This window comes from Roseibium sp. (assembly GCF_025698965.1).
GTDB lineage: Bacteria > Pseudomonadota > Alphaproteobacteria > Rhizobiales > Stappiaceae > Roseibium.
Genome location: NZ_JAILWL010000001.1, coordinates 33,635 through 53,571, shown reverse-complemented (window position 1 = coordinate 53,571; position 19,937 = coordinate 33,635). Strand labels below are relative to the sequence as shown.

Annotated in this window: 17 protein-coding genes; 10 read left to right on the top strand and 7 right to left on the bottom strand. The window is 55.0% G+C overall.

Features of this window, described 5'->3' with window-relative positions; genetic code table 11:
- Positions 1–25 precede the first annotated feature (25 nt).
- From K5905_RS00240 to K5905_RS00195, 10 genes are all read left to right on the top strand, one after another.
- Positions 26–934 carry a LysR family transcriptional regulator gene (locus tag K5905_RS00240; RefSeq protein WP_297578753.1) on the top strand — a complete coding sequence of 303 codons (909 nt, stop codon included), beginning with the start codon at positions 26–28 and terminating at the stop codon, positions 932–934.
- Positions 935–1,247: 313 nt separating this feature from the next.
- On the top strand, positions 1,248–3,140 hold the full coding sequence (locus K5905_RS00235; RefSeq protein ID WP_297578750.1) for a calcium-binding protein: 1,893 nt from the start codon (positions 1,248–1,250) through the stop codon (positions 3,138–3,140).
- A gap of 297 nt (positions 3,141–3,437) precedes the next feature.
- Complete coding sequence (locus K5905_RS00230) at positions 3,438–5,012, top strand: HlyD family efflux transporter periplasmic adaptor subunit (protein WP_297578748.1); 1,575 nt, start codon at positions 3,438–3,440, stop codon at positions 5,010–5,012.
- Positions 5,012–6,613 (top strand): glycosyltransferase, encoded by a 1,602-nt coding sequence (locus K5905_RS00225; protein ID WP_297578745.1) that lies wholly within the window; start codon positions 5,012–5,014, stop codon positions 6,611–6,613. The genes K5905_RS00230 and K5905_RS00225 overlap by 1 nt, the downstream gene beginning before the upstream one ends.
- A gap of 176 nt (positions 6,614–6,789) precedes the next feature.
- On the top strand, positions 6,790–8,058 hold the full coding sequence (locus K5905_RS00220) for a hypothetical protein (RefSeq protein ID WP_297578742.1): 1,269 nt from the start codon (positions 6,790–6,792) through the stop codon (positions 8,056–8,058).
- Positions 8,051–8,266, top strand: coding sequence for a hypothetical protein (locus K5905_RS00215; RefSeq protein ID WP_297578739.1), 216 nt, complete (start codon positions 8,051–8,053; stop codon positions 8,264–8,266). Before K5905_RS00220 ends, K5905_RS00215 begins: the two co-directional genes overlap by 8 nt.
- Positions 8,263–9,489, top strand: coding sequence for a tetratricopeptide repeat protein (locus K5905_RS00210; RefSeq protein WP_297578736.1), 1,227 nt, complete (start codon positions 8,263–8,265; stop codon positions 9,487–9,489). The genes K5905_RS00215 and K5905_RS00210 overlap by 4 nt, the downstream gene beginning before the upstream one ends.
- 3 nt (positions 9,490–9,492) lie before the next feature.
- Entirely contained in the window at positions 9,493–11,001 is a 1,509-nt protein-coding gene (locus K5905_RS00205; protein WP_297578733.1) for an MBOAT family protein, read from the top strand.
- Positions 11,002–11,191: 190 nt separating this feature from the next.
- Complete coding sequence (locus K5905_RS00200; RefSeq protein WP_297578731.1) at positions 11,192–14,692, top strand: PAS domain S-box protein; 3,501 nt, start codon at positions 11,192–11,194, stop codon at positions 14,690–14,692.
- 31 nt (positions 14,693–14,723) lie between these two features.
- The gene (locus tag K5905_RS00195; RefSeq protein ID WP_297578728.1) at positions 14,724–16,199 is read left to right on the top strand and encodes a sigma-54 dependent transcriptional regulator; all 1,476 of its coding nucleotides are present in this window, start codon (positions 14,724–14,726) and stop codon (positions 16,197–16,199) included.
- An 8-nt stretch (positions 16,200–16,207) separates the two neighbouring features.
- Here K5905_RS00195 and K5905_RS00190 read toward each other — a convergent pair whose 3' ends face one another.
- From K5905_RS00190 to K5905_RS00160, 7 genes are all read right to left on the bottom strand, one after another.
- Positions 16,208–16,381, bottom strand: a complete 174-nt coding sequence (locus tag K5905_RS00190; RefSeq protein WP_297578725.1) for a hypothetical protein — start codon at positions 16,379–16,381, stop codon at positions 16,208–16,210.
- A gap of 16 nt (positions 16,382–16,397) precedes the next feature.
- The gene (locus K5905_RS00185; protein WP_297578722.1) at positions 16,398–16,907 is read right to left on the bottom strand and encodes a hypothetical protein; all 510 of its coding nucleotides are present in this window, start codon (positions 16,905–16,907) and stop codon (positions 16,398–16,400) included.
- A 77-nt stretch (positions 16,908–16,984) separates the two neighbouring features.
- The gene (locus K5905_RS00180; protein WP_297578719.1) at positions 16,985–17,422 is read right to left on the bottom strand and encodes a hypothetical protein; all 438 of its coding nucleotides are present in this window, start codon (positions 17,420–17,422) and stop codon (positions 16,985–16,987) included.
- 48 nt (positions 17,423–17,470) lie between these two features.
- A complete protein-coding gene (locus tag K5905_RS00175; protein WP_297578717.1) occupies positions 17,471–17,689 on the bottom strand; it encodes a hypothetical protein in 219 nt (72 codons plus the stop codon).
- A gap of 12 nt (positions 17,690–17,701) precedes the next feature.
- Positions 17,702–18,379: a hypothetical protein gene (locus tag K5905_RS00170; RefSeq protein ID WP_297578716.1), complete on the bottom strand. Its 678-nt coding sequence runs from the start codon at positions 18,377–18,379 to the stop codon at positions 17,702–17,704.
- Between the two features lie 4 nt (positions 18,380–18,383).
- Positions 18,384–19,031, bottom strand: coding sequence for a recombinase family protein (locus K5905_RS00165; protein ID WP_297578714.1), 648 nt, complete (start codon positions 19,029–19,031; stop codon positions 18,384–18,386).
- 321 nt (positions 19,032–19,352) lie between these two features.
- Positions 19,353–19,937 (bottom strand): NUDIX hydrolase, encoded by a 585-nt coding sequence (locus K5905_RS00160; protein WP_297578712.1) that lies wholly within the window; start codon positions 19,935–19,937, stop codon positions 19,353–19,355.

Below are 19,937 nucleotides of genomic sequence, written 5' to 3'. Positions count from 1 at the left end.
ATGACTTTGTTGAAATTGATGCGATATGCGCATTAATTTTGACTTCAACGATCTGGAAGCCTTTTTGGCAGTGATGGAGACCAACTCCTTCCATCACGCGGCTGAGCGGTTGAGCCTCTCGCAATCCGCGGTTACACGGCGTGTGCAGAAGCTGGAAGAGGCATTGGGTTCACCGCTGTTTGAACGTACCACCCGCGCAGTCAGGCCGACACTTGCCGCCAAGAGACTGCAGGTACGTGCCGAGGCCATGCTGGAAGGTGCAAGAGAGACGGCCCTTGCCATGCGGGATGAAAGCGTTGCGTTTGCCTATCAGCGTAACTCCGTGATCACGCTGGCGATGATCCCGACGGTGGTCGCCTCTCTGCTGCCGTCGGCGCTGAGAGAATTTCGAAACCAGGGGTTCAACGCCCGAATTCGTTTGCTGGATTTTGCGGCAAACGAAGTGGCCGAAGCCGTCTCGCAGGGCGACGCAGATTTTGGTGTGTGTTCGATTGGCTCCCTTGATCCAAACACTCGGTTCGAAACGCTCTTCAATGATCCTATCGGCCTGGCCATACCCTCGACTCATATTCTGGCCAGTCAAGACAGGGTCGATTGGGCAAACCTGGAAGGTCACCCCTTGATCCTCCCGGCGCGTGGCACGGGCAACCGTCTTCTGATTGACGAGACGATGGCGAAAAGCCGCCTGACGGCCCAATGGTCGTATGAAGTCGGGCGCTCAACAACCGCGATGGAACTGGTCAGCGAAGGGGTCGGCATCGCCCTGCTTCCACGGTCGGTCATCAAATCCACACAGGGAACGTCCCTGACCTTCAAGGACCTCCTCAACCCCGAAGTGGCACGTCCAATCGGTTTGCTGAGCCGCTCCGGGATTGTGGAAACAGATGCGATCAGGGCGCTCAAGGATGGGATAAGACAAGCATCAGCCAATTGAACTGCCACAGGACTGCGGTTTTTGAACTCAACGCTTGCCGAAGTTACTATTAACGTTGTTCGTCAGACTCTTACGGCTGTCTCCCTGAGGTGCAACGTTAACCAATTCCCATTGCCGGAACCGGATTTTTCAAAACGGTAAGAGCTGTCTTAAAACGCAAAGGTTCAGTTCGAATTCTGATTCCGAACAACAAAATAAACATCTGAAATAGATAGACTTTTTCACACTTCTCCTCAATGCGGGCGCGCTGGCCCGAAGCCTGCAAAGCCTTCACCGGAAGCGCGTGTTCGCCTCAATTGAAGGAGAAATGTAAATGGCAAGCTTACCTGCAACACGCCCCGTGATCGGGACGAATGAGGATGACGTGCTGAATGGATCGGTCCATTCAGATGTCATGTCCGGTCGCTTTGGCGACGACACGTTGAAGGGCTATTACGGTAACGACGAAATCTGGGGCGGTACCGGTGATGATACGCTTTACGGCCATAACGGTAACGACATACTTTACGGTTCCGGTGGCCCCAATCTCGTCCAGCTGACATCCATGGCAATAACGGGTGATCACCCGGTGTCGGTCGTTTTCGAAGGCGAGACCGCCGGCTACAAGAACACGTTCGGCTATTACAAGGTTGCTGACGACGGCACAATCACCGATGTTAATTTCATCTGGCCGAATGCTTCCTTGCAAGGGAGTGGCGGTGACCTCGTGCAAGGCGAGTCCCGTGAGTTTCTGGATGTGCAGGCAGGCGACAAGATCGCCTTCTTCATCGTCTCAAACGGCTATAGCCGAAACAATGGCTATGCAGGTCTCGACATGGAAACCGGAACGCTCCAGTTTCTGAACAGTGATGGCACTGTCGCTACGTTGAACAGCGACAGCCCCCGCCTCTATCACATCGCGGCCGACGGCACCCAGACCCTGATCCAGTACGATCCCTATCACACCGCCGCCTATGGCGACACGGTTGGGCTCAACCCGGATAACCTTCTACACACGACAGGTGTGTTGAAAACGGATGCGGGCACCATCACGCTCGGGTTTGAAGACCTATTCAACGGCGGTGACCGAGACTTCGATGACAGCGTCTTCACCGTCGATATCGGCATTCAGAACGCTTTGCTTCTAAACGCTCACTATCAGCAGCAAATTGGCATGGGCGATACCGGTTCGGGACAGGGCAATCGTCCAGAGATCGTGCGATCCGACAATGATGTTCTTCATGGCGGTTCCGGTGCCGATGAACTGCATGGTCGCTCTGGCGATGATTGGCTCTATGGCAACAACGGTTATGACGACCTGCATGGCGGCAGCGGTAACGACATGCTTTTCGGCGGTTCAGGAATAGACTCGCTTTACGGCAATTCAGGCGACGACACACTTTACGGAGGCCATCACAACGACGAGCTGAACGGCAACAATGGCAATGACGTCCTTTACGGAGAAACCGGCAATGACACGCTGAATGGCGGTACCGGAGACGACATGCTGGATGGCGGCAACGGCACCGACAGCCTCATTGGCGGTTCCGGGAACGACATTCTTATTGGTGGCTATGGAGACGACACCCTAAAAGGTGGTGCCGGAAACGATGAACTCCGCGGCGGTCACAACAATGACAAGCTCTACGGCGGTCATGACGATGACACGTTCTATGGAGATGCCGGCAACGACTACATGCATGGCGGCAAAGGCAACGACACCGTCGATTACTCCGACTTTGATGTCGACCTTTCGGTGTCCTTGCACAACAAACGCGGCCATGGATTGGAAATCGGTACGGATACCCTGCACTTCATCGACAATATCAAGTCAGGTGGCGGCGATGACATTCTGAAAGGAACCTCCGGGGTAAACGTGATTGAAGCCGGTGCCGGCGATGATCAGATTCGCAGTCTGAGAGGTGCCGACACAGTGACAGGCGGCGAAGGTGCCGACACGTTCGTCTTCCGGACCTGGGATCTGACGGGAGTGGATGAAATCACCGATTTTGAAATCGGCGTCGACCTTCTGGATTTCAGCCATCTTGCCCGATTTGACGATGATCCTTCCTTCCTGGCTAAGCTGGAAGCAACGGTTCTGGATGGAGATACGACACTTGCCGTCGACCTGAACGGCAACGGAACCTACCAGGATGTGTGCACTTTGAATGACGTGGGGACCCAGTCGGTCACCTCCTTGTTCGACAGCAACTGCTTCATATTCTGACGTTTCAAAGCCTCTGGAGAGAGAAACGCCGGGTCGCAAGAATGCGCCCCGGCATTCCTACATGGAACCAGCTTCGGGCTTTGCAATTTCGAAAACCGCAGCTGACTTCGTCCGGTTTTCAATTTCAATTTTGCAAACTCCCGTATAATGAACAAGTTCTTAACTTTATAAAAGCACAATAATTTCAATGGATTATATGATTTCTTCAATTTAGAATCTTCCAAGTTCCAGCCCCACGGTTTTTGGCCTCCCCTTTGCGTCTGTGTCCCTGTCATCGGCAATGAAGGAAATGCCAAAGTGGAAATCATTCACGAAAGACCCAGCCAAAGGCTGCACTACAGGGTAACGGCGCCGATGCGCGTTACGTTGGACGGGCAAACCTTTGATGCTGTCGATTGGGGGCTCGGCGGCTGCCGGATCTCAGGGTATTCGTGCAACATTCCCGAAAACGGGTCCGATCATTCACTAACGTGCACCCTGCCTTTCCAGGGTTTCAATATCTCGTTGAAGGCCGATGCGAGGGTTGTTCGCCTCGACGAGGAAAACGGGCAGGTTGCCTTTGCGTTTACGCAACTTGGCGAACGTGAAAGGTCCCTGATGCAGCATTTCGTCGAGGACCTTGTCCGCGGCAAGATGACTGATGTTGCCGACACGATCGTGCGGATCGATACACCGGTGACACCTGTGCCGACCAAACCCGACCCTAACCCCGTGAAGGACATGCCCGTCCGTCGCTGGCCAATCAGACAGATCATGATGAGCCTGTTTTATCTGACGCTCGGCCTGGCGGTATTCGGATATGTCGGCGTCTATGCATTTGCTTCCCTGTTCCGTCTCGAAGTTCAATCGGCTGTTGTCAGCGCCAACAGGGTTCAGGTAACCGCGCCAATTTCCGGGCGAGTTCTTCATGCCCCCAGCGTCGGCGAACAACACATCTTGGCGGGAGAGCAGCTTGTTGTGATGGAAAACGTCAATCACGAGAACGACCTGCGCCGCGCGAGAACCGTTCTGGCGTCGACAAACGCAAAACTTGCGGAAATGGAGACTTTGCTCAGCGAAGAAAGGCGTCGGGCCAACGGTTATTCTCTTATTGCTCGCAACAATGTGCGTCAGGCGGAATCCCAGCTGGACGGGCTGGTTCTCGCCAAGGAAAACGCGGAATTGAAGCTGGTGCGGGTCAAAACCCTCGCAAACAAGGGTCTTGTCCTTGCTCAGGATGTTGAAGCAGCTGAACTTGAGTTAAAGCAAGTTGTTTCCGATCTGGCGCGAAAAGAAATCCATATCCAGGAACTCAAGCAACTGATCGATGGCGGTGACAGCATCCGCCTTTTCACCGGAAACGCTTTTGCCGGCCGCCTGGCGGAAATGGAAGCCAGGGTAGCGCGACTGAAATCCGAGCAAACGTTCCAGAAATCGGTTGTTGCAGAACTTTCCAAGAAGGAAACGCAGCAGACGGTCACAGCACCGTTTTCCGGTCGCATCATCGATGTCGGCTTCGTTCCGGGCAATGCCGTCAAACAGGGCGAACCGATGGTGACCGTCGAAGAAACAGGCACCGAGTTCATTACCGCCTTTCTGACCCAGGAGGAGGTTTTGCAGGTCCGGATCGGAAGCCCCGCCAACCTCTATTTCCCGGCAGATGACCGCTGGGTGACCGCCGAAGTCTCTGAAGTGGACCGTACCGCCGGTTTTGTCGATGAAGTGAGCGAAACGCATCGCTTCCGCGCACCGGACTCCCGATCCGCCAAGGTGATCCTCACGCCGGTTTCGGGACAACTGCCGACCAGCGGAACGCCTGTAAATATCTACTTCGAGCGCTATCGCGGCAACGTGGTCTGGCGCACGGTGGAACAGTTTCTGGAGGCAAAGTGATGCAAGACCGCAACCCTGCCTGCACCTATGACGTCGACGAAATCACGCACCGGCCGAAGGGTTTGGCGAAATGGACACCCTTTGCGTTGTTCCAGATAAGTCTTTATTTCGGCTGTTGTTTTGTCGGCCTGACAACCGTCGAAAATGTCTTTTTCAGCCCAACGACAAAAGAGATCACACTTGTCATCGGAATTCTCGGCATCTGGCGCTACGGCTGGTGGATGACCCACGCTGTCCGTGCCTGGATTTACGGACGCTTCGTCTACCCATCCATGCGTGACGCGGGCCGGAAGATCTGGGAGGACGGCTGGCGGCCTCGCCGTCTTCATTTCATGATGACCACTTACAAGGAACACCGGGACATCACCGAAAAAGTCATCCGTTCCATATGCCGTGAAATTCGCGACGCAGGTGTTCCCGGAACCATCTGGCTCGGTTCCGGTGACGCCTATGATGAAGAACTGATCACAAATCTTCTTGTCCGTGAATGGAGCGATCTCGACATCAAGCTGCATGTCGTTCGACAGAACCAACCCGGCAAGCGGCTGGCAATTGGCCTGGTGCTCAGAGCCATGAGCCGCGGTGATGTCGAGGATGACGATCTCATCATATTCATGGATGGCGACTTCATCCTTGCCAAGAATGCCGTTGGTGCCTGTCTTCCCCTTTTCAAGCTCTATCCGGATCTTCAAGCCTGCACGACCGACGAGGAAGTGCTGTGCATCGGTCCGCGCTGGATTGCAAACTGGTTGACCATGCGCTTTGCCCAGCGCCGGCTGGCCATGCAGTCCCATTCCCTGTCAGGCCGTGTCCTGACCCTGACCGGGCGCATGTCGGTGTTCCGCGCCAATCACCTTGTGAAGCTGAAGTTCATCCGTCTGTTGGAAGCCGACCATCTGGAGCATTGGCTGTGGGGTAAATTCCGGTTTCTGTCCGGCGACGACAAGAGCACTTGGTACTACATGCTCCAGTCTGGCTGTCGCATGCTCTATGTGCCCGATGCCATGGGCTACACGGTCGAAGTGATCGAAGGCTCCGGCATGGACCGGATGGTTCAAAACTTCCGGCGCTGGTCAGGCAACATGCTGCGCAATGGAACCCGTGCCCTGGCGCTAGGCCCGGGTCGAATGCCATTCTTCATCTGGTGGTGCCTTCTGGACCAACGCGTGTCCATGTGGACCATGCTGGTCAGCCCGGTTCTGGCAATCTGTACCTCTGTGCTTTACGACCCGTTTTACATCCTCGGTTACGTGGTTTTTATCTGCATCACGCGCATGCTGCTGTCGCTGTTCCTCTTCCAATATTCGAGGAAAGTCGATCTCAGTTATCCGTTCATTTTGTATTTCAACCAGCTCATCAACGCGTCGGTGAAAGTCTATTGCATCTTCCGGCTGTCGAAGCAGCGCTGGTCCAATCGCGGCGACCAGCGGGCGGGCGATGGCGACGGTCTGATTGCAACATTGCAAAACTGGATGGCGAGCTACCTCACCCTCCTTTACGTCACCATGCTGTTTCTGGGCGTCTGCCTGATGGCCGGGCTGATTGAACCACCTAGCGGCCGCATGATTTCACACGTTCTGAGCCTGTCTGCAGCGGCATAGTGTCTGCCGCAGACTTCCCATTTTGCAAAGTTTTCTCCCCAAAATCGAAACCAGCTTTCCTTCCCGAATTGAAAACAATTCTCCAACCTGTTGTTTTATATCATCTTTTAAAAGACCTGCCGTCTGGCCCCGATCTTGTTTCTTAGGTCCTCGAAACGAATTCAAGGGGGCACCCAATGAAACTGAAACCAAAACTCTACGCTGCGGCTATGGCTTTTACCGGAATGCTGGCCCTTTCTCCGGTTGCCTTCAACCTCGTCGTTGACGCTTATGACCACAATCAGTTGCTCGATCTTGATCTCGACAAACTGGAGATCAGCGTCAAGGCGCATTACCCGCTTTACAAGATGATCGAGTATCCGCGGCTGAAAGCGCCAACGGTCATCCTTGGGGACAGCCGCGCGCGCGCCCTGCAAGACAAGTATTGGCAGGAACTTGGACGGGACGACGTTTATAATTTCGCTTATGGCGGCGCGACCGTTTATGAAATCTACGAGACATTCAAGTATCTGCGCGACACCGCGGACCTGGAAACCCTGATCGTCAGCCTGCCGCTACGCAGCATGGATGCGCGCTTCAAGGGTGGAATGAACCGGGTACCGGAAGCCATTGCACTCGCAAACGACCCTTTCTCCTATTACTCGAACTGGTTTGTCGCCAAGACCGGCTGGAGGCTGCTTCAGGCGCGGTATTCGGGTGTGTTCAAGATGTTTGAAAACCCGGCATTGTGGCCCGTTCATTCGGCGCAGGCAGCAGAATTTTCTGCGCTCAACACACTGACGGTCGACGCACTTCTGGACCCGGCCCTGTGCGACCAGTGCGCCCTTTCAGCACCGCACGGAACACTTGTGCTTCCAACCGTCTTTCATGGCCGCGGCTACGGACTCGGCCACTGGGCTGGCTATTGGCCGGAAATCACTCTCGAACGTGACCTGCCGCAATTGTTTGCCAAGCAGGTCGGTACCAATGGTGCTGCTGACTGGCGTCGCTTCAAACAATCTGACGACTTGTGGAAGATGGTTGAGGAAATCGCCACCTGGTGCGATGAAAACGAGGTCGACCTCGTGTTCTTCATCCCACCGACAATTTCCGAAATGCAGCGTCGGATATCCGATTTCGGGTTGACTTCGGCAAACCACAAGTTCCGGGAAAGATTGTCCACGCTTGCACCCGTCGTCGATCTCGACTTCGACGCTCCGTTTGCACGCGACCTCGACAACTTCACCGACGCCTATCACTTCAGCTCCACTCCGGCGCGACGAATTGTCGGCGAGTTGCTGCTGCTGCTCGACCCCGATCCTGACCATGTGACAGCAGCCACGGCAAGACGCACCGATCTCGTTTGCCCTGTCACGCCTCAGGACACGGCGCATTCGCGAAGGGAGGGAACGCTTGAACTTCTTGAAGGCAAGTCCTGCCGGATCTGGAGGCAGGCCAATGGCTGACCCCAATCGCGCTCTTCAGGATGCTCTTTTGTGCCTGACCGGATTTGTTGTCGGTGCCTGTGTCGCCGCTGAAATCACCAATGTCCCCCATGGGAACCATCAGGCGCCTCGGAAAATCGACTGGCTGTTTGATAACGACCCGAAGATGTCGCGGCACGTAACCGCGGACCAACCAAGACAATCCTTGACCAGGGGGATGGCACAATGACCAAGGCCGCATCAAAATCGCGCTTTTGGAAGTACCTTCTGCTCGGAACCGTTTTCGGGATCGCCGGCGCCATCGCAATGCTCCCCGGACAGGATACCAGGTCCATCAAGTCCAGCAGAATCGATCCAACGGTTGAAGAGATGATCAAGCAAGCCCGCGGACTGCAGAAACTCGGCCGCTGGGAGGCTGCAGCGGACGTCTTCACACAATTGGCGAATGACGGACATCCGGCAGCGCTCTTTCACCTCGGCCGGGCCTACAAGAACGGTTGGGGTGTTGAACAGGATCTCGCCCAGGCACGCCTGATCTTCATGGAAGCCGTCCGGTATTCTTTCGAGTTTCGCGGGGAAACCGCTTATGAGCTCGGCCGCCTGTTCCAACGGTCCTCCGGAGACCAATGTGCAGAAATTGCACTTCAATGGTTCACCAAAGCCTTGGAATGGGATTATCCAAAGGCACATGTGCAGCTTGCCAAACACTTTGAACGCGGCATCGGCACCGACCGGGACCTGATGATCGCGTTCCATCATTATGAACGTGCTGCGATTGCCGGCTATCCGTCCTCGACCATAAACTATGCGCGCATCCTTTTGACCGGCCGATATGGCAGTACACCGGATGTCGAAAAGGCCCGATTCTGGGCGTCACGCGCGATCGAGGGCCTGGAAAGGAAAGCCCGCGACGGATCTGCAAGCTCTGCAAAAACCCTTGGCCGGATCTTCCGCGACGGCGAGTTTGTTGCCGTTGACCAGACCCTTGCAAAGGAGTGGTTCCTGCGTTCGGCCGATCTTGGAGACGCCGGTGCGATGCACGATCTCGGGCAGATGCTGATCGCCAATTCCACTGACGAGAAGGCTGCCCAGGAAGCGCTCGACTGGTTTCGCACGGCCGCCAAGGCGGAACATGGCGGCGCACTGACCGCCCTCGCCCGGCTTCATCTTCAGAACAAATATGATCTGGAGCCGAAGGACGCAGTGGCGCTGCTGGAGCGCGGCGTCAATGTCGGACATCCCGGCGCCATGGAGGAACTCGCAAAGCTGTATGTTGACGGCGTGTTTGTCGAACGCGACTGGACCAAGGCTCTCGAACTTGCGCAAAAAGGCGCCGACCGCGGTCACCAGGGAAGCGCGCGTTTCCTGAAAGAGCTGCAGCAAAGCAACGCAGCCAATCTCACCATCATCGAGCGGTCCATTCCGCAAGCCACTGGCAAACAGGAGGGCTAAGCCATGGTCTTCAGTTCACTTGAATTCATCTATCTGTTCCTGCCACCGGTTCTGATCGGATACCTCGTGCTCAGGCATTGGGGGTGGGAAAACGGCATCATCTGGTGGCTGACAATCGCGTCGCTGGTGTTCTACGCCTGGTGGACCCCGGTTTATCTGCCACTGCTTCTGGGCTCTGTCGTGGTGAACTACGGTTTTCACCGTGTTCTCAGACAGATCCGCGACCGTTTCATCCTGATTGCGGGCATCGCCTTCAACCTCGCGCTGATTGCGGTCTTCAAATATGCCGACTTCTTCATTGGCAATGCGAACCTTATCTCCGGGTCGGAAATCCCGCTGCTGCATCTCGTGCTGCCGCTCGCGATCTCCTTCTTCACCTTCCAGCAGATCTCGTTCCTGATCGACACCTACAAGGGTGACATCTCGGAATGCGATTTCCCGCGCTACATGCTGTTCGTTGTCTTTTTCCCGCAGCTGATCGCCGGTCCGATCGTGATGCAGAAGGAAACCATCCCGCAGTTCCGGCTGCCTGTTTTCAAGAACAAGCTGGTCTTGAACCTGGCCGTCGGCAGCACGCTGTTTGCCATTGGTCTTTTCAAGAAGATCGTGCTGGCCGACGGCATAGCCCCCTACGCCAACAGCGTGTTCAATTTGGCGGAAACGACCAGCGGCGTTCCCTTTGAAGCCGCGTGGATCGGAGCCCTTGCCTACACATTCCAGCTCTATTTCGATTTTTCCGGCTATTGCGATATGGCGCTTGGTCTGGCGCGCCTCTTCGGCATCCGCCTGCCGGTGAACTTCAACTCCCCCTACAAGGCAACCAGCATTTCCGATTTCTGGCGCCGCTGGCACATCACCCTGTCGCATTTTCTGCGGGATTATCTCTATATCCCGCTTGGCGGCAACCGGACCGGTCCGATACGACGCTATGCAAATCTGATGATCACCATGCTGCTTGGCGGCCTGTGGCACGGCGCCAGCTGGACCTTCGTCTTCTGGGGCGGACTGCACGGTGCTTATCTGGCCATCAACCACGGCTGGTCGGCCCTGGCTGAAAAAGGATACATTCCCGCGATCCTGCCGCGACCGGTCGGAAACATCCTGAGCCGAGGAGTGACGCTTCTGGCTGTGGTTGTCGCATGGGTGTTTTTCCGGGCTGAGTCATTTTCCGGCGCCAGCAACATCCTTGCGGGCATGACCGGACTTTCGACGGTTTACGAACCCGGCCTGTGGGACAGCATGATTTTCGGGACTGCTCCTGTCTGGGCTGCCATGATCTGTCTTGCGGCAATCGTGTTTCTGCTGCCGAATTCCATCGAATTCACCGAGAGGTACAACCCGGTACTCGGCCTTAAGAAACTGGTCGCGCAGCGTCCTTCGGAGGGTTTCCTGCCGGTTCGCTGGAAGCCGACAGCCGGATGGGCGGCTGCCGTCTCCGTTCTCTTTGGCGTCGCGCTGGTGCAAACCTACCGCCTGGCTGAAATGACCGAGTTCATCTACTTCAATTTCTAGCGAAGATCGGGATATGTGCGCCTGCACGCCCTTGCAGGCGCACACCGGACTGAAGTCGATCCCGGCAAATACTCTGGCGTTCGGGACCTGTTTTCAACAAATTGAAAATTGATAACCAATGAGCAAGCACAAAAAAGCTAACTTCCGTAAAGGTACACCTCCCGAACCGGAGAGCCGAGAGGAGAGAACCATGCGGAAATGGATCAAGGACTTAAGCTACGACGCGACGTTCTGGCTGGTTCTTGTTTTTATTTCTGCTTCCGCCATCGCTGCCTATGTCATCGCGGTTGATTTCGGACAGAAAGCCCGAACTGCAGATCTCGCAGCGGCTGCGCGCGCTCAGTCCGAACTCCTGTCGGCAACGCGGTCCTTCTATTCCCGAGAGGTAGTCGACAAGCTCTGGTCGTCACAGGATGTTGCCGTGAGCCACGATTACCACGGCAAGGACCTGACAATTCCGGCTCCGGTCTCCATGACGCTGGCGCTTGAAGATGAACTCAAGAATATCGGCGCGAGCAGCGGCATTCGCATGCTTTCAAGTTATCCATGGCCCTGGCGTCAGGATCGGGAACTCGATGCGTTTGAGCGCAAGGCGCTGGAAGTCGTTGCTTCATCACCCGACGAACCATTTCAGGTTCTGGAGCAACGGGAAGACGGCGCGGTGTTCCGCAGTGCAACGGCCGTTCGAATGGAAGAAAGCTGCGTTGCCTGTCACAACACGCATGCTGAATCGCCCAAAACGGATTGGGAAGTCGGGGACATCAGGGGTATCCAGGAAATCGTCATACCCGCCAGTGCCCTATATGGAACCGGGCTCACCTCGATCGACAACCTGATCTTCCTGCTCGCGGTCGCCTTTGTGGCCGCCGTTGCCCTTACATTTGTTCTTTCCCATCAACGCCAGCGTGCCACCAGAAAACTCGCGGACCTCGCTGACGCCGAACGGGACAAGAACGAAGCGCTTCGTACCGCAATTCATCGCGCAGAAACCGGCGAAGCGCAGGTCAACGCTATTTTGGACACCATGCTCGACGGGGTTCTGACAATCTCCCGGAGCGGCGAGATTCTCAGCGCGAACCAAACTGCACTCAAGATGTTTGCCGCAACGGAGGCAAGCGCGCTTATCGGAAAACTGATCTGCGACATCCTTCCGCTTACAACGCAAACAGAGCTGCCGTTCGACTGCTGCGCCGGATCCAATACCGATAGCGGCCCGGAAGGAGGACGGCTTGAAACCATGGGCCGGCGTCTTGATGGGCATGAGTATCCCGTCGAAATGTCACTTTCCGAGAGCACGGTCGATGGCACAAACACCTTTACCGCCATCTTGAGAGACCTCAGCGAGCAAAAATCTGCCGCCGCGAAACTGAAGCAGGCGGAGACCCGGCTTGTCGATGCCATTGAATCCCTGCCGGACGGTTTCGTGCTTTACGACGCGGATGATCGCCTAGTGCTTTGCAACAGCAAATACAAAGAGTTCTACAGCCAGAGTGCGGATTTGATCCAACCCGGAGCGAAATTCGAAGACATCATCCGGGGAGGTGCCAAGCGCGGTCAGTATCAGGTCCCCGATAACGTTCTGGAAGACTGGGTGTCCTTGCGTATGGAGCGCCATCGCAATCCCGGCGCCCCGATGGAACAGCACCTGGATAGCGGACGCTGGCTTCGCGTGATCGAAACACGAACAAGCGAAGGCGGACTTGTCGGTTTTCGGGTCGATATCACCGAACTGAAAAAGCGGGAAGAAGAGCTGAAACGCAGCGAGGACCTGCTTCGCAACGTGGTCGATGCCTCCTTTGACGGTGTCATCGTCATGAATGGCGAAGGTGTTGTCCTGGATTTCAGCCCGGCTGCCGAAGAGGTCTTTGGCTGGGAGGCACAAGAGCTGGTCGGTCAGAAGATGTCGAACTTCATCATTCCGGAAAAGTACCGGCAGGCACATGATGATGGTCTTGCCAGGTTTCTGATTACCGGAGAGGGGCCGGTTCTCGGCAAACGCATTGAAATTGAGGGCCAGCACAAGGATGGTCACGAGATCATCGTCGAGCTTGCAATCCGGCATACACGCGGTGCGGAGGGGCCCCTGTTCCTTGGCTATGTTCGCGACATCACTGAGCGCAAGGCGGCAGACGCAGCGTTGCGTGATGCCAAGGAAAAAGCGGAAGCCGCTAATGAGGCCAAGGCCAAGTTCCTGGCAATGATGAGCCACGAAATCCGGACCCCCATGAACGGGGTACTCGGTATCTTGAGCCTGCTGCGTGATACCGATCTCGATCCCGGCCAGGCCGATTATGTCAAGACAGCGCGGGAATCGGGACGTTCCCTCCTGGAATTGATCAACGACATTCTGGACTTTTCCAAACTGGAAGCTGGTCGGATGGAACTCGACAATGCTCCTTTCCGGTTGAATACGGTCGTGAAAAGCGTTGCCGACCTGTTCATGCCGATCGCCCAGGAAAAGGGTCTGGGGCTCTTCCTGAATGGACAGGAGGCTACTCCGCAAATCGTTGTCGGAGACTCCGGACGATTGCGACAGGTGATCCTGAACCTTGTTTCCAACGCGATCAAATTCACCGAGATCGGATCAGTCGAGATCACCGTTGACATTGTGAAGGACGATCCGGTCCGACCCGTTTTCCGGTTTTCGGTAAAAGATACCGGCATCGGCATTCCCAAAGACAAGCATGAAGCCCTGTTCGGAGAATTTGTCACGGTGGATGGCAGCTACACCAAAAAGCAGGGGGGAACCGGGTTGGGCCTCGCGATCTGTCAGCAGATTGCCCAGCTCATGGATGGAGACATCTCTCTGGAGAGCCTGCCCGGGGCCGGAAGCACTTTTCACTTCACTGTACCGATCACGCTTGCAGAAGATCAGACAGCCGCCACCGGTGACAACAGCGAAGCCGTTGATGCCGAACTGCCGGACGGTCTTGTCATACTGCTTGCCGAAGACAACGCAACCAATCAGATCGTTGTCAGCCATGCGCTGGAGCGAGCCGGGTGCGATATCGATATCGCAAACAATGGCAAGGAAGCCGTGCAGGCGGCACAGAAGCGCGACTATGATTGCATCCTGATGGATATTTCGATGCCGGAAATGGACGGTCTTGAAGCCACTAGGATGATCAAGGAAGGTCGGCGGAATACCGATACGCCCATCGTTGCGCTCACCGCCTATTCTCTGCGCGGAGACAGGGAGCGCTTTATCGCCTCGGGGATGTCCGACTTCCTGGCAAAACCGGTGGAGAAGCAGGATCTGCTCTCCTGCATTTCAAGAAATGTCCGCAGCCGCGAAATCAAAACACCGGCATCCAATGCGCCGGTAGATGCACACACGCTGGCGGAAGCTCGAGACATCCTGAGCACCATGCCGAAGGAGCTTCAGGAAAAACTGCTTCACCAGTTTGTCGAAGACACACTGAAGCGCCGCGAAGCTGTGCATGAGGCAGTCGAAAACGATGATCTTGAAAAACTGGAACGGGCGACCCACGCGCTGAAGAGCGTCGCGGGAACGTTCGGAGCGACAGACCTGACGAATGTCGCCGCCACAATCAACACGCTTGCGCGAGACGGTAAATCGGCCGCGGCCATGGCCAAGGTCGATGAACTCGATGAGACATGTGAACGTACGTTAGGGGAAGTGAAAGCATTAGGTGACGAGATTGGTGTAAGAATATCTCTCAACGCCTGATTGATACCCCCGGCGGCAGGAGGAATGTGAGTTGAAAGTCCTGATTGTTGAAGACGCCCTGCCGCTGGCCACCGTCTATGGTCACCATCTGTCACGGGCCGGCATTGACACGCTTCATGTGGAGACTGGCAAGGCGGCGCTCGAGCGGCTGCGCAAGGGCGGCGTCAGCGTCGTACTCCTGGATCTGCAATTGCCGGATATGAACGGGCTGGAGGTGCTCAGCACCATTCGGGAAGAGCAACTCCCGGTGACCGTGGTCGTGGTCACCAGCTCCGGCTCGATCAAGACCGCCGTCGATGCCATGCAGGCCGGTGCCTACGACTTCCTCGTCAAACCCGTTGCCGAGGAACGGCTGGTGACCACCACAAGAAATGCCCTTGAGCGTGAAACCCTGACCGAAGTTGTCGAGGAGGTCAGGCAGCCGTCAAATCCCAAGGCACATCACGGGTTTGTCGGGTCTTCCCTGCCGATGACCGCGGTTTACAAGATGATTGAAAGCGTGGCCCGCTCCAATGCTTCTGTTTTCATTACCGGTGAAAGCGGAACGGGCAAGGAAGTCTGCGCGGAGGCCATCCACAAATCCAGCCCGCGGGCCAAGCGGCCCTTTATCCCGCTCAATTGCGCGGCCATCCCGAAAGACCTGATTGAATCGGAGATCTTCGGTCACGTCAAAGGTGCCTTTACCGGTGCAACGTCAGACCGCGACGGAGCGGCCGCCCGCGCTGACGGCGGTACACTGTTTCTGGACGAAATCTGTGAACTGGAGCTGAACCTTCAGGCCAAACTGCTGCGGTTCTTGCAGAGCGGCACGATCCAGAAAGTCGGCAGCGACAGCCTGAAGAAAATCGATGTGCGCATTGTCTGCGCGACCAACCGGGATCCGCTGGAAGAGGTTGAAGCCAACCGTTTCCGAGAGGATCTTTACTACCGGCTTCATGTCCTGCCGATCGGACTACCTCCGCTCAGGGCGCGCGGGGCGGATATTCTCGAACTCGCCCGGCATTTCCTGACGCAATTCGCGTCAGAGGAAGGGAAACAGTTCGACGGATTTTCCGTGGAAGCGGAAGAAGCGCTGATGGCCCACGCCTGGGCTGGAAACGTCCGGGAGATGCAAAATACAATCCGCAATCTTGTTGTCCTGAACGAAGGTCCAATCGTTGATGTGGACATGTTGTCGACGCTTCAGGGGCGCGTTCCCTCCGCATCGCGAAACTCCGGGTCCGTTCCGCTGCAGGTCCCCTCACCGCAGCAAGGCATCACCCCTGTCGCGGCGGCGGCAAGCGGTTCCTGGCCCAGCCTGACCCTCGCACTCGGTCAGTCGTTCGACACGCTGGAACGGCAAATGATCGAGGCAACCATAGACGCGTGCGGCGGCAGCCTGCCGAAGACCGCCCGCGTCCTTCAGGTCAGCCCGTCGACGCTCTACCGCAAGAAGGAAATCTGGGCAGCGCAGGATGGTGAGAGTGATGAGGATGAGGAAGCGGAACTTTCGGAGGCGGAGCTGTAGAGGGCTCCTTATGAGTCACGTTCTTTTTCAGCAGGCGGGTCTAAAACCAAGTGCAATTCTGCTGCCCGCTCACGTAGTCGCTGAGCTGTGTTTTCGAGTGCCTGCGCTTCGTTGATCATCGCGCTATATGCAGACCACGATCTGCCGACCAAATGGTCATGGTTCACGCTATCGTCAGACATGTCCGCTCCTTATGAGTCATTCAAGACAACTCGCATCTTTTTCACATTGGAGATTGTGAGCTGCTATCTGATCAACGAGTTCTTTATCATTCTCCCAAATGAATTGAGCGGTCGCCTTGCTAGGAGTAATCCGTTTGTAGCCCGCACCATACAAGACGCTGTTCGGGGTGTTATCATTGTACCAATCCACAATGGGAGAAGTTCTGAGTTGATCCATTTCTGATACCGTAAGCGATTCGCCAGAATAACGATTTATGAGACGCATCGCCCATTCGCGCCCAGCATCTCCAATTTCTGGATTTTTATTTGGATCCACTCTAAGGATTTGGACACCTATCTTGACCATCTCAATGTCGTGCCCGCGATCTTTCGTTAGATAATCGAAACCACCAACTACCAAACCTCCACCAACCAGTATTGGAACTGTGTTGGCAATTATACTCTTCCAATATTCCGATAAAGCCATAACAAAAAACCTACTTTTTCTTCCTGCCACCAGCTCGACCAGATCCGCCAAAGCGCTCATTGGCTTCGGCTAGGTTCCAGTCACCACCGGGCATAGCTGCAACGGCCTCCCTAGTTTCTACCTGACTTTCCGAACTACTAATTTATGCGAAACACAGGTCGCCACTCAATTTTGCCAATCGCAGTGCGCTCTATCTTCTCTCCTGACCTTGGAAAGACCTCCCTAAGTACGCCCATGCCGAAGCCTGCCCTTATGATCTGAATGAATTCTTGCTTACTCACCCCCAACTCGGCAGCCTCTTCGGCCTCCCACAACTCCGCCACGGTCATTGGCGCCCAGTTTACTCTTTCAAATGAGTTCATAAGAGTAAGTACTTTTTCCTCTCGAACAGGAGTAAGAAACAATTTATTGAAACCACTATTTTTTGCGAAAAAGGTCTTGTTGTAATTCTCTATTAGTTCATCAGTTTTTTGATTTGCGGTACTTGCCTGATAAATTGCAACTCCAGCAACGATAAATGCTGCAACCCCGGATATTAGGCCGCCTACGCCTTCTACTTTTGCCCAAACGCTCACAACTACAACTCTCCTTAGTTCCATGATTTGCAAGCAACTCACAGGCTCCTATGAGTCACGACCGAAAAGAGGCTGTTTCTTCCTCTTTCGAAGTTCGCGTTTCATGACCTTGGCAATACGGTCCGCATCATCTTTCAGGTTCTGGATTGCAGCATCAATCTCACCATCGCTCGTGCAGTTTACGCTCAAACGATCTTTCATCGGTGCAATCGCAATTCCGTGGATGCCGCTATCCTCGAAATCGAGAACCTGGAACGTTTTTCCCATCACCTCGGCTCCTTATTGTACAAACGTCGGGGACCGCTTCATTTCGTCAATGGAACCAAAGCTAAGGTCCTCGTCGAAGTCCTTCTTAAGAACTGTCGTTTGAGGGTGACCAAAACGAACAATCTTTGTCTTGAACTGGAACCGTCCGTCGTCGGCTTTCCGGAAGTCGATCTTTTGGTACCAAGTTCCATTTTCCGCAGATGTCCGAACACTCAAAGTAGCGCCACCCTCCGCTGCGGCGTTTACAATAAGATCAAAAGGCAATCCGCCATAAGCACGAAGACTTACTTCTTCAAAGCTATATTTATTGGTCTCAGCCCCACTTACTATAGTGATTGAGACTTTCACGTTTCTGAGGTGGTAAGCCCCAGAAACCCAAATCTCGGGGGAGAACTTACCCATCCCGAGTTTAGGGTGTTGCACCAAATTCACCACAGGAAATGAATCGCCTCCAGTGATCATCTTAATAGTCTCACTTTGCAGAGAACTAATTTCGTCCTGCAATACGGTTATCTTGTCGGTTTTCTGGTCTAGTTTTGCTTGATAAGCGCTTTCCGCATCAGCACTTTCTTTATCTCTAATCGCGGCGGCAAATCCTCCTAGAAGCAATGCAACTACGCCGAAAAACATTGCACCGAGCGCCAGCAGGCCTGACGTGCTAGAAGTAAATGCGCCTAACAACTCTGCCACCTATTCATTCTTCATCCAATTCGGCTAACTTGGCCAATGCCTCTTTGCGCTCACCTTCAAAGTGTCGCCGTAGAGTTGCAACTGCATAACCATACTTCTTATGGAGTGCTCGCCAAGACATTTTCGGGTCCGCGATGTCTTTCCGCAGCGCCTTGAGCTGCTTCGGGTCTTCCCGCTCCAACCGCTTAATGAGTGTTTCCGGCCCCGGATGCCAACCGCGCTTACGAGCTGCGTCCATCCCTGCCCTAGTTCGTTCCGCTACCAGATCGCGTTCCAACTGCGCCAATGACGCCAACAGATGAAACATGAAGTTTCCCATGGCCGTACGGGTATCAATCTGATCATTCAGGCTGACGAAGTTCACTTCTTTCTTCTTCAACATTGCCATGAACGTGATCAGTTCACCGACATCACGGCCCAACCGATCCAGCTTCCAGACAACAAGCGTATCACCCGGCGCTAGGCTCTTTTTTAGCCATTCAAGCTGTTTGCGCTTCACCCCGTACGCAGACCGTTTTTCCTTGAAGATATAGGAGCATCCGTAATCGTTGAGGGCGCGGATCTGCATATCAAGGTTCTGGTCTTCTGTGCTGACGCGGGCATAGCCGTACACGCGCGTTTCCCATTCTCTTTCGTCGTTGTGCTCGATCACAGCAGGTCCGTTTTTCTCGAATTTCCGAAGAGTTTTTTCTTCATAAATTGAGTCACGAACCTTGTCTACTTTCTTAACGTATGGTAAACAACAATGCAAGCACGAACTGAGTCACATAAATCCCGTGCGAAACTGAGGCGTTGACGGCCCTGGCATAGAGAAACAGTCGGGGAAAGAGTTTCAGAAGTAGGCCATCTGAAGGGCGGACTTCAGGCCCTAGGCGCGAGGGGAAATCGCGTCAGAGGCCACCCCGCCGCAGCCGGTGAAATCCCGGCACCGAATTCAAGAAGGGAAAGGCCCCATCGTTTCCCTTCGTCCGTCTCACCCACGCGATATTGCTTCAAGCAGCGTTTCCGCAATGCCGATTGTGGCGACATGGGTCGTGATCGGCAGCTCTCCCTGAAGCATGGCACGGCGCAGATCTTGCCGGGGCTTCAACACCAGTTGCGTCTCTTCAAGGTCACCTGAACCTGCCTCGCCCAGCTTGATGACATGTTGCGCGACATAGATGTGTGCGCGCGCAATCCTCTGGTTGCCGTGAAGCACCAGTGACGGGCCTTGAAGCCAGCGGCCGCCGCCATAGCCGGTCTCCTCCAGAAGTTCGCGCCGGGCAGAGAATTCGGGATCTTCACCCGGTTCAATTTGCCCTCCCGGCAATGTCAGGCAAACCTCGCCGACGCCATGCTTGTATTGACGCAACAGCAGGACATTGCCGTCTTCCGTCAGCGCGTAGATAGTTGCGAATGACGGCAGGTCGATGCGGTAATAATCGTCCACGATCCGATTGTCGGGCAGACACACCGTCTGGCGCAGGACCCGCAATCGATTGCCCGCATCAAAGACCTTGCGGCTCTCGACAAGTGACCAGCAGCTACGATCAAAACCCTTCTGATCGATGGCGTTCAT

Bases quoted from the DNA above. Each gene is read 5' to 3' on its own strand.
- K5905_RS00240 (WP_297578753.1), top strand. From the start codon at position 26: ATGCGCATTAATTTTGACTTCAACGATCTGGAAGCCTTTTTGGCAGTG.
- K5905_RS00235 (WP_297578750.1), top strand. From the start codon at position 1,248: ATGGCAAGCTTACCTGCAACACGCCCCGTGATCGGGACGAATGAGGAT.
- K5905_RS00225 (WP_297578745.1), top strand. From the start codon at position 5,012: ATGCAAGACCGCAACCCTGCCTGCACCTATGACGTCGACGAAATCACG.
- K5905_RS00220 (WP_297578742.1), top strand. From the start codon at position 6,790: ATGAAACTGAAACCAAAACTCTACGCTGCGGCTATGGCTTTTACCGGA.
- K5905_RS00215 (WP_297578739.1), top strand. From the start codon at position 8,051: ATGGCTGACCCCAATCGCGCTCTTCAGGATGCTCTTTTGTGCCTGACC.
- K5905_RS00210 (WP_297578736.1), top strand. From the start codon at position 8,263: ATGACCAAGGCCGCATCAAAATCGCGCTTTTGGAAGTACCTTCTGCTC.
- K5905_RS00205 (WP_297578733.1), top strand. From the start codon at position 9,493: ATGGTCTTCAGTTCACTTGAATTCATCTATCTGTTCCTGCCACCGGTT.
- K5905_RS00200 (WP_297578731.1), top strand. From the start codon at position 11,192: ATGCGGAAATGGATCAAGGACTTAAGCTACGACGCGACGTTCTGGCTG.
- K5905_RS00190 (WP_297578725.1), bottom strand. From the start codon at position 16,381: ATGTCTGACGATAGCGTGAACCATGACCATTTGGTCGGCAGATCGTGG.
- K5905_RS00185 (WP_297578722.1), bottom strand. From the start codon at position 16,907: ATGAGCGCTTTGGCGGATCTGGTCGAGCTGGTGGCAGGAAGAAAAAGT.
- K5905_RS00175 (WP_297578717.1), bottom strand. From the start codon at position 17,689: ATGGGAAAAACGTTCCAGGTTCTCGATTTCGAGGATAGCGGCATCCAC.
- K5905_RS00160 (WP_297578712.1), bottom strand. From the start codon at position 19,937: ATGAACGCCATCGATCAGAAGGGTTTTGATCGTAGCTGCTGGTCACTT.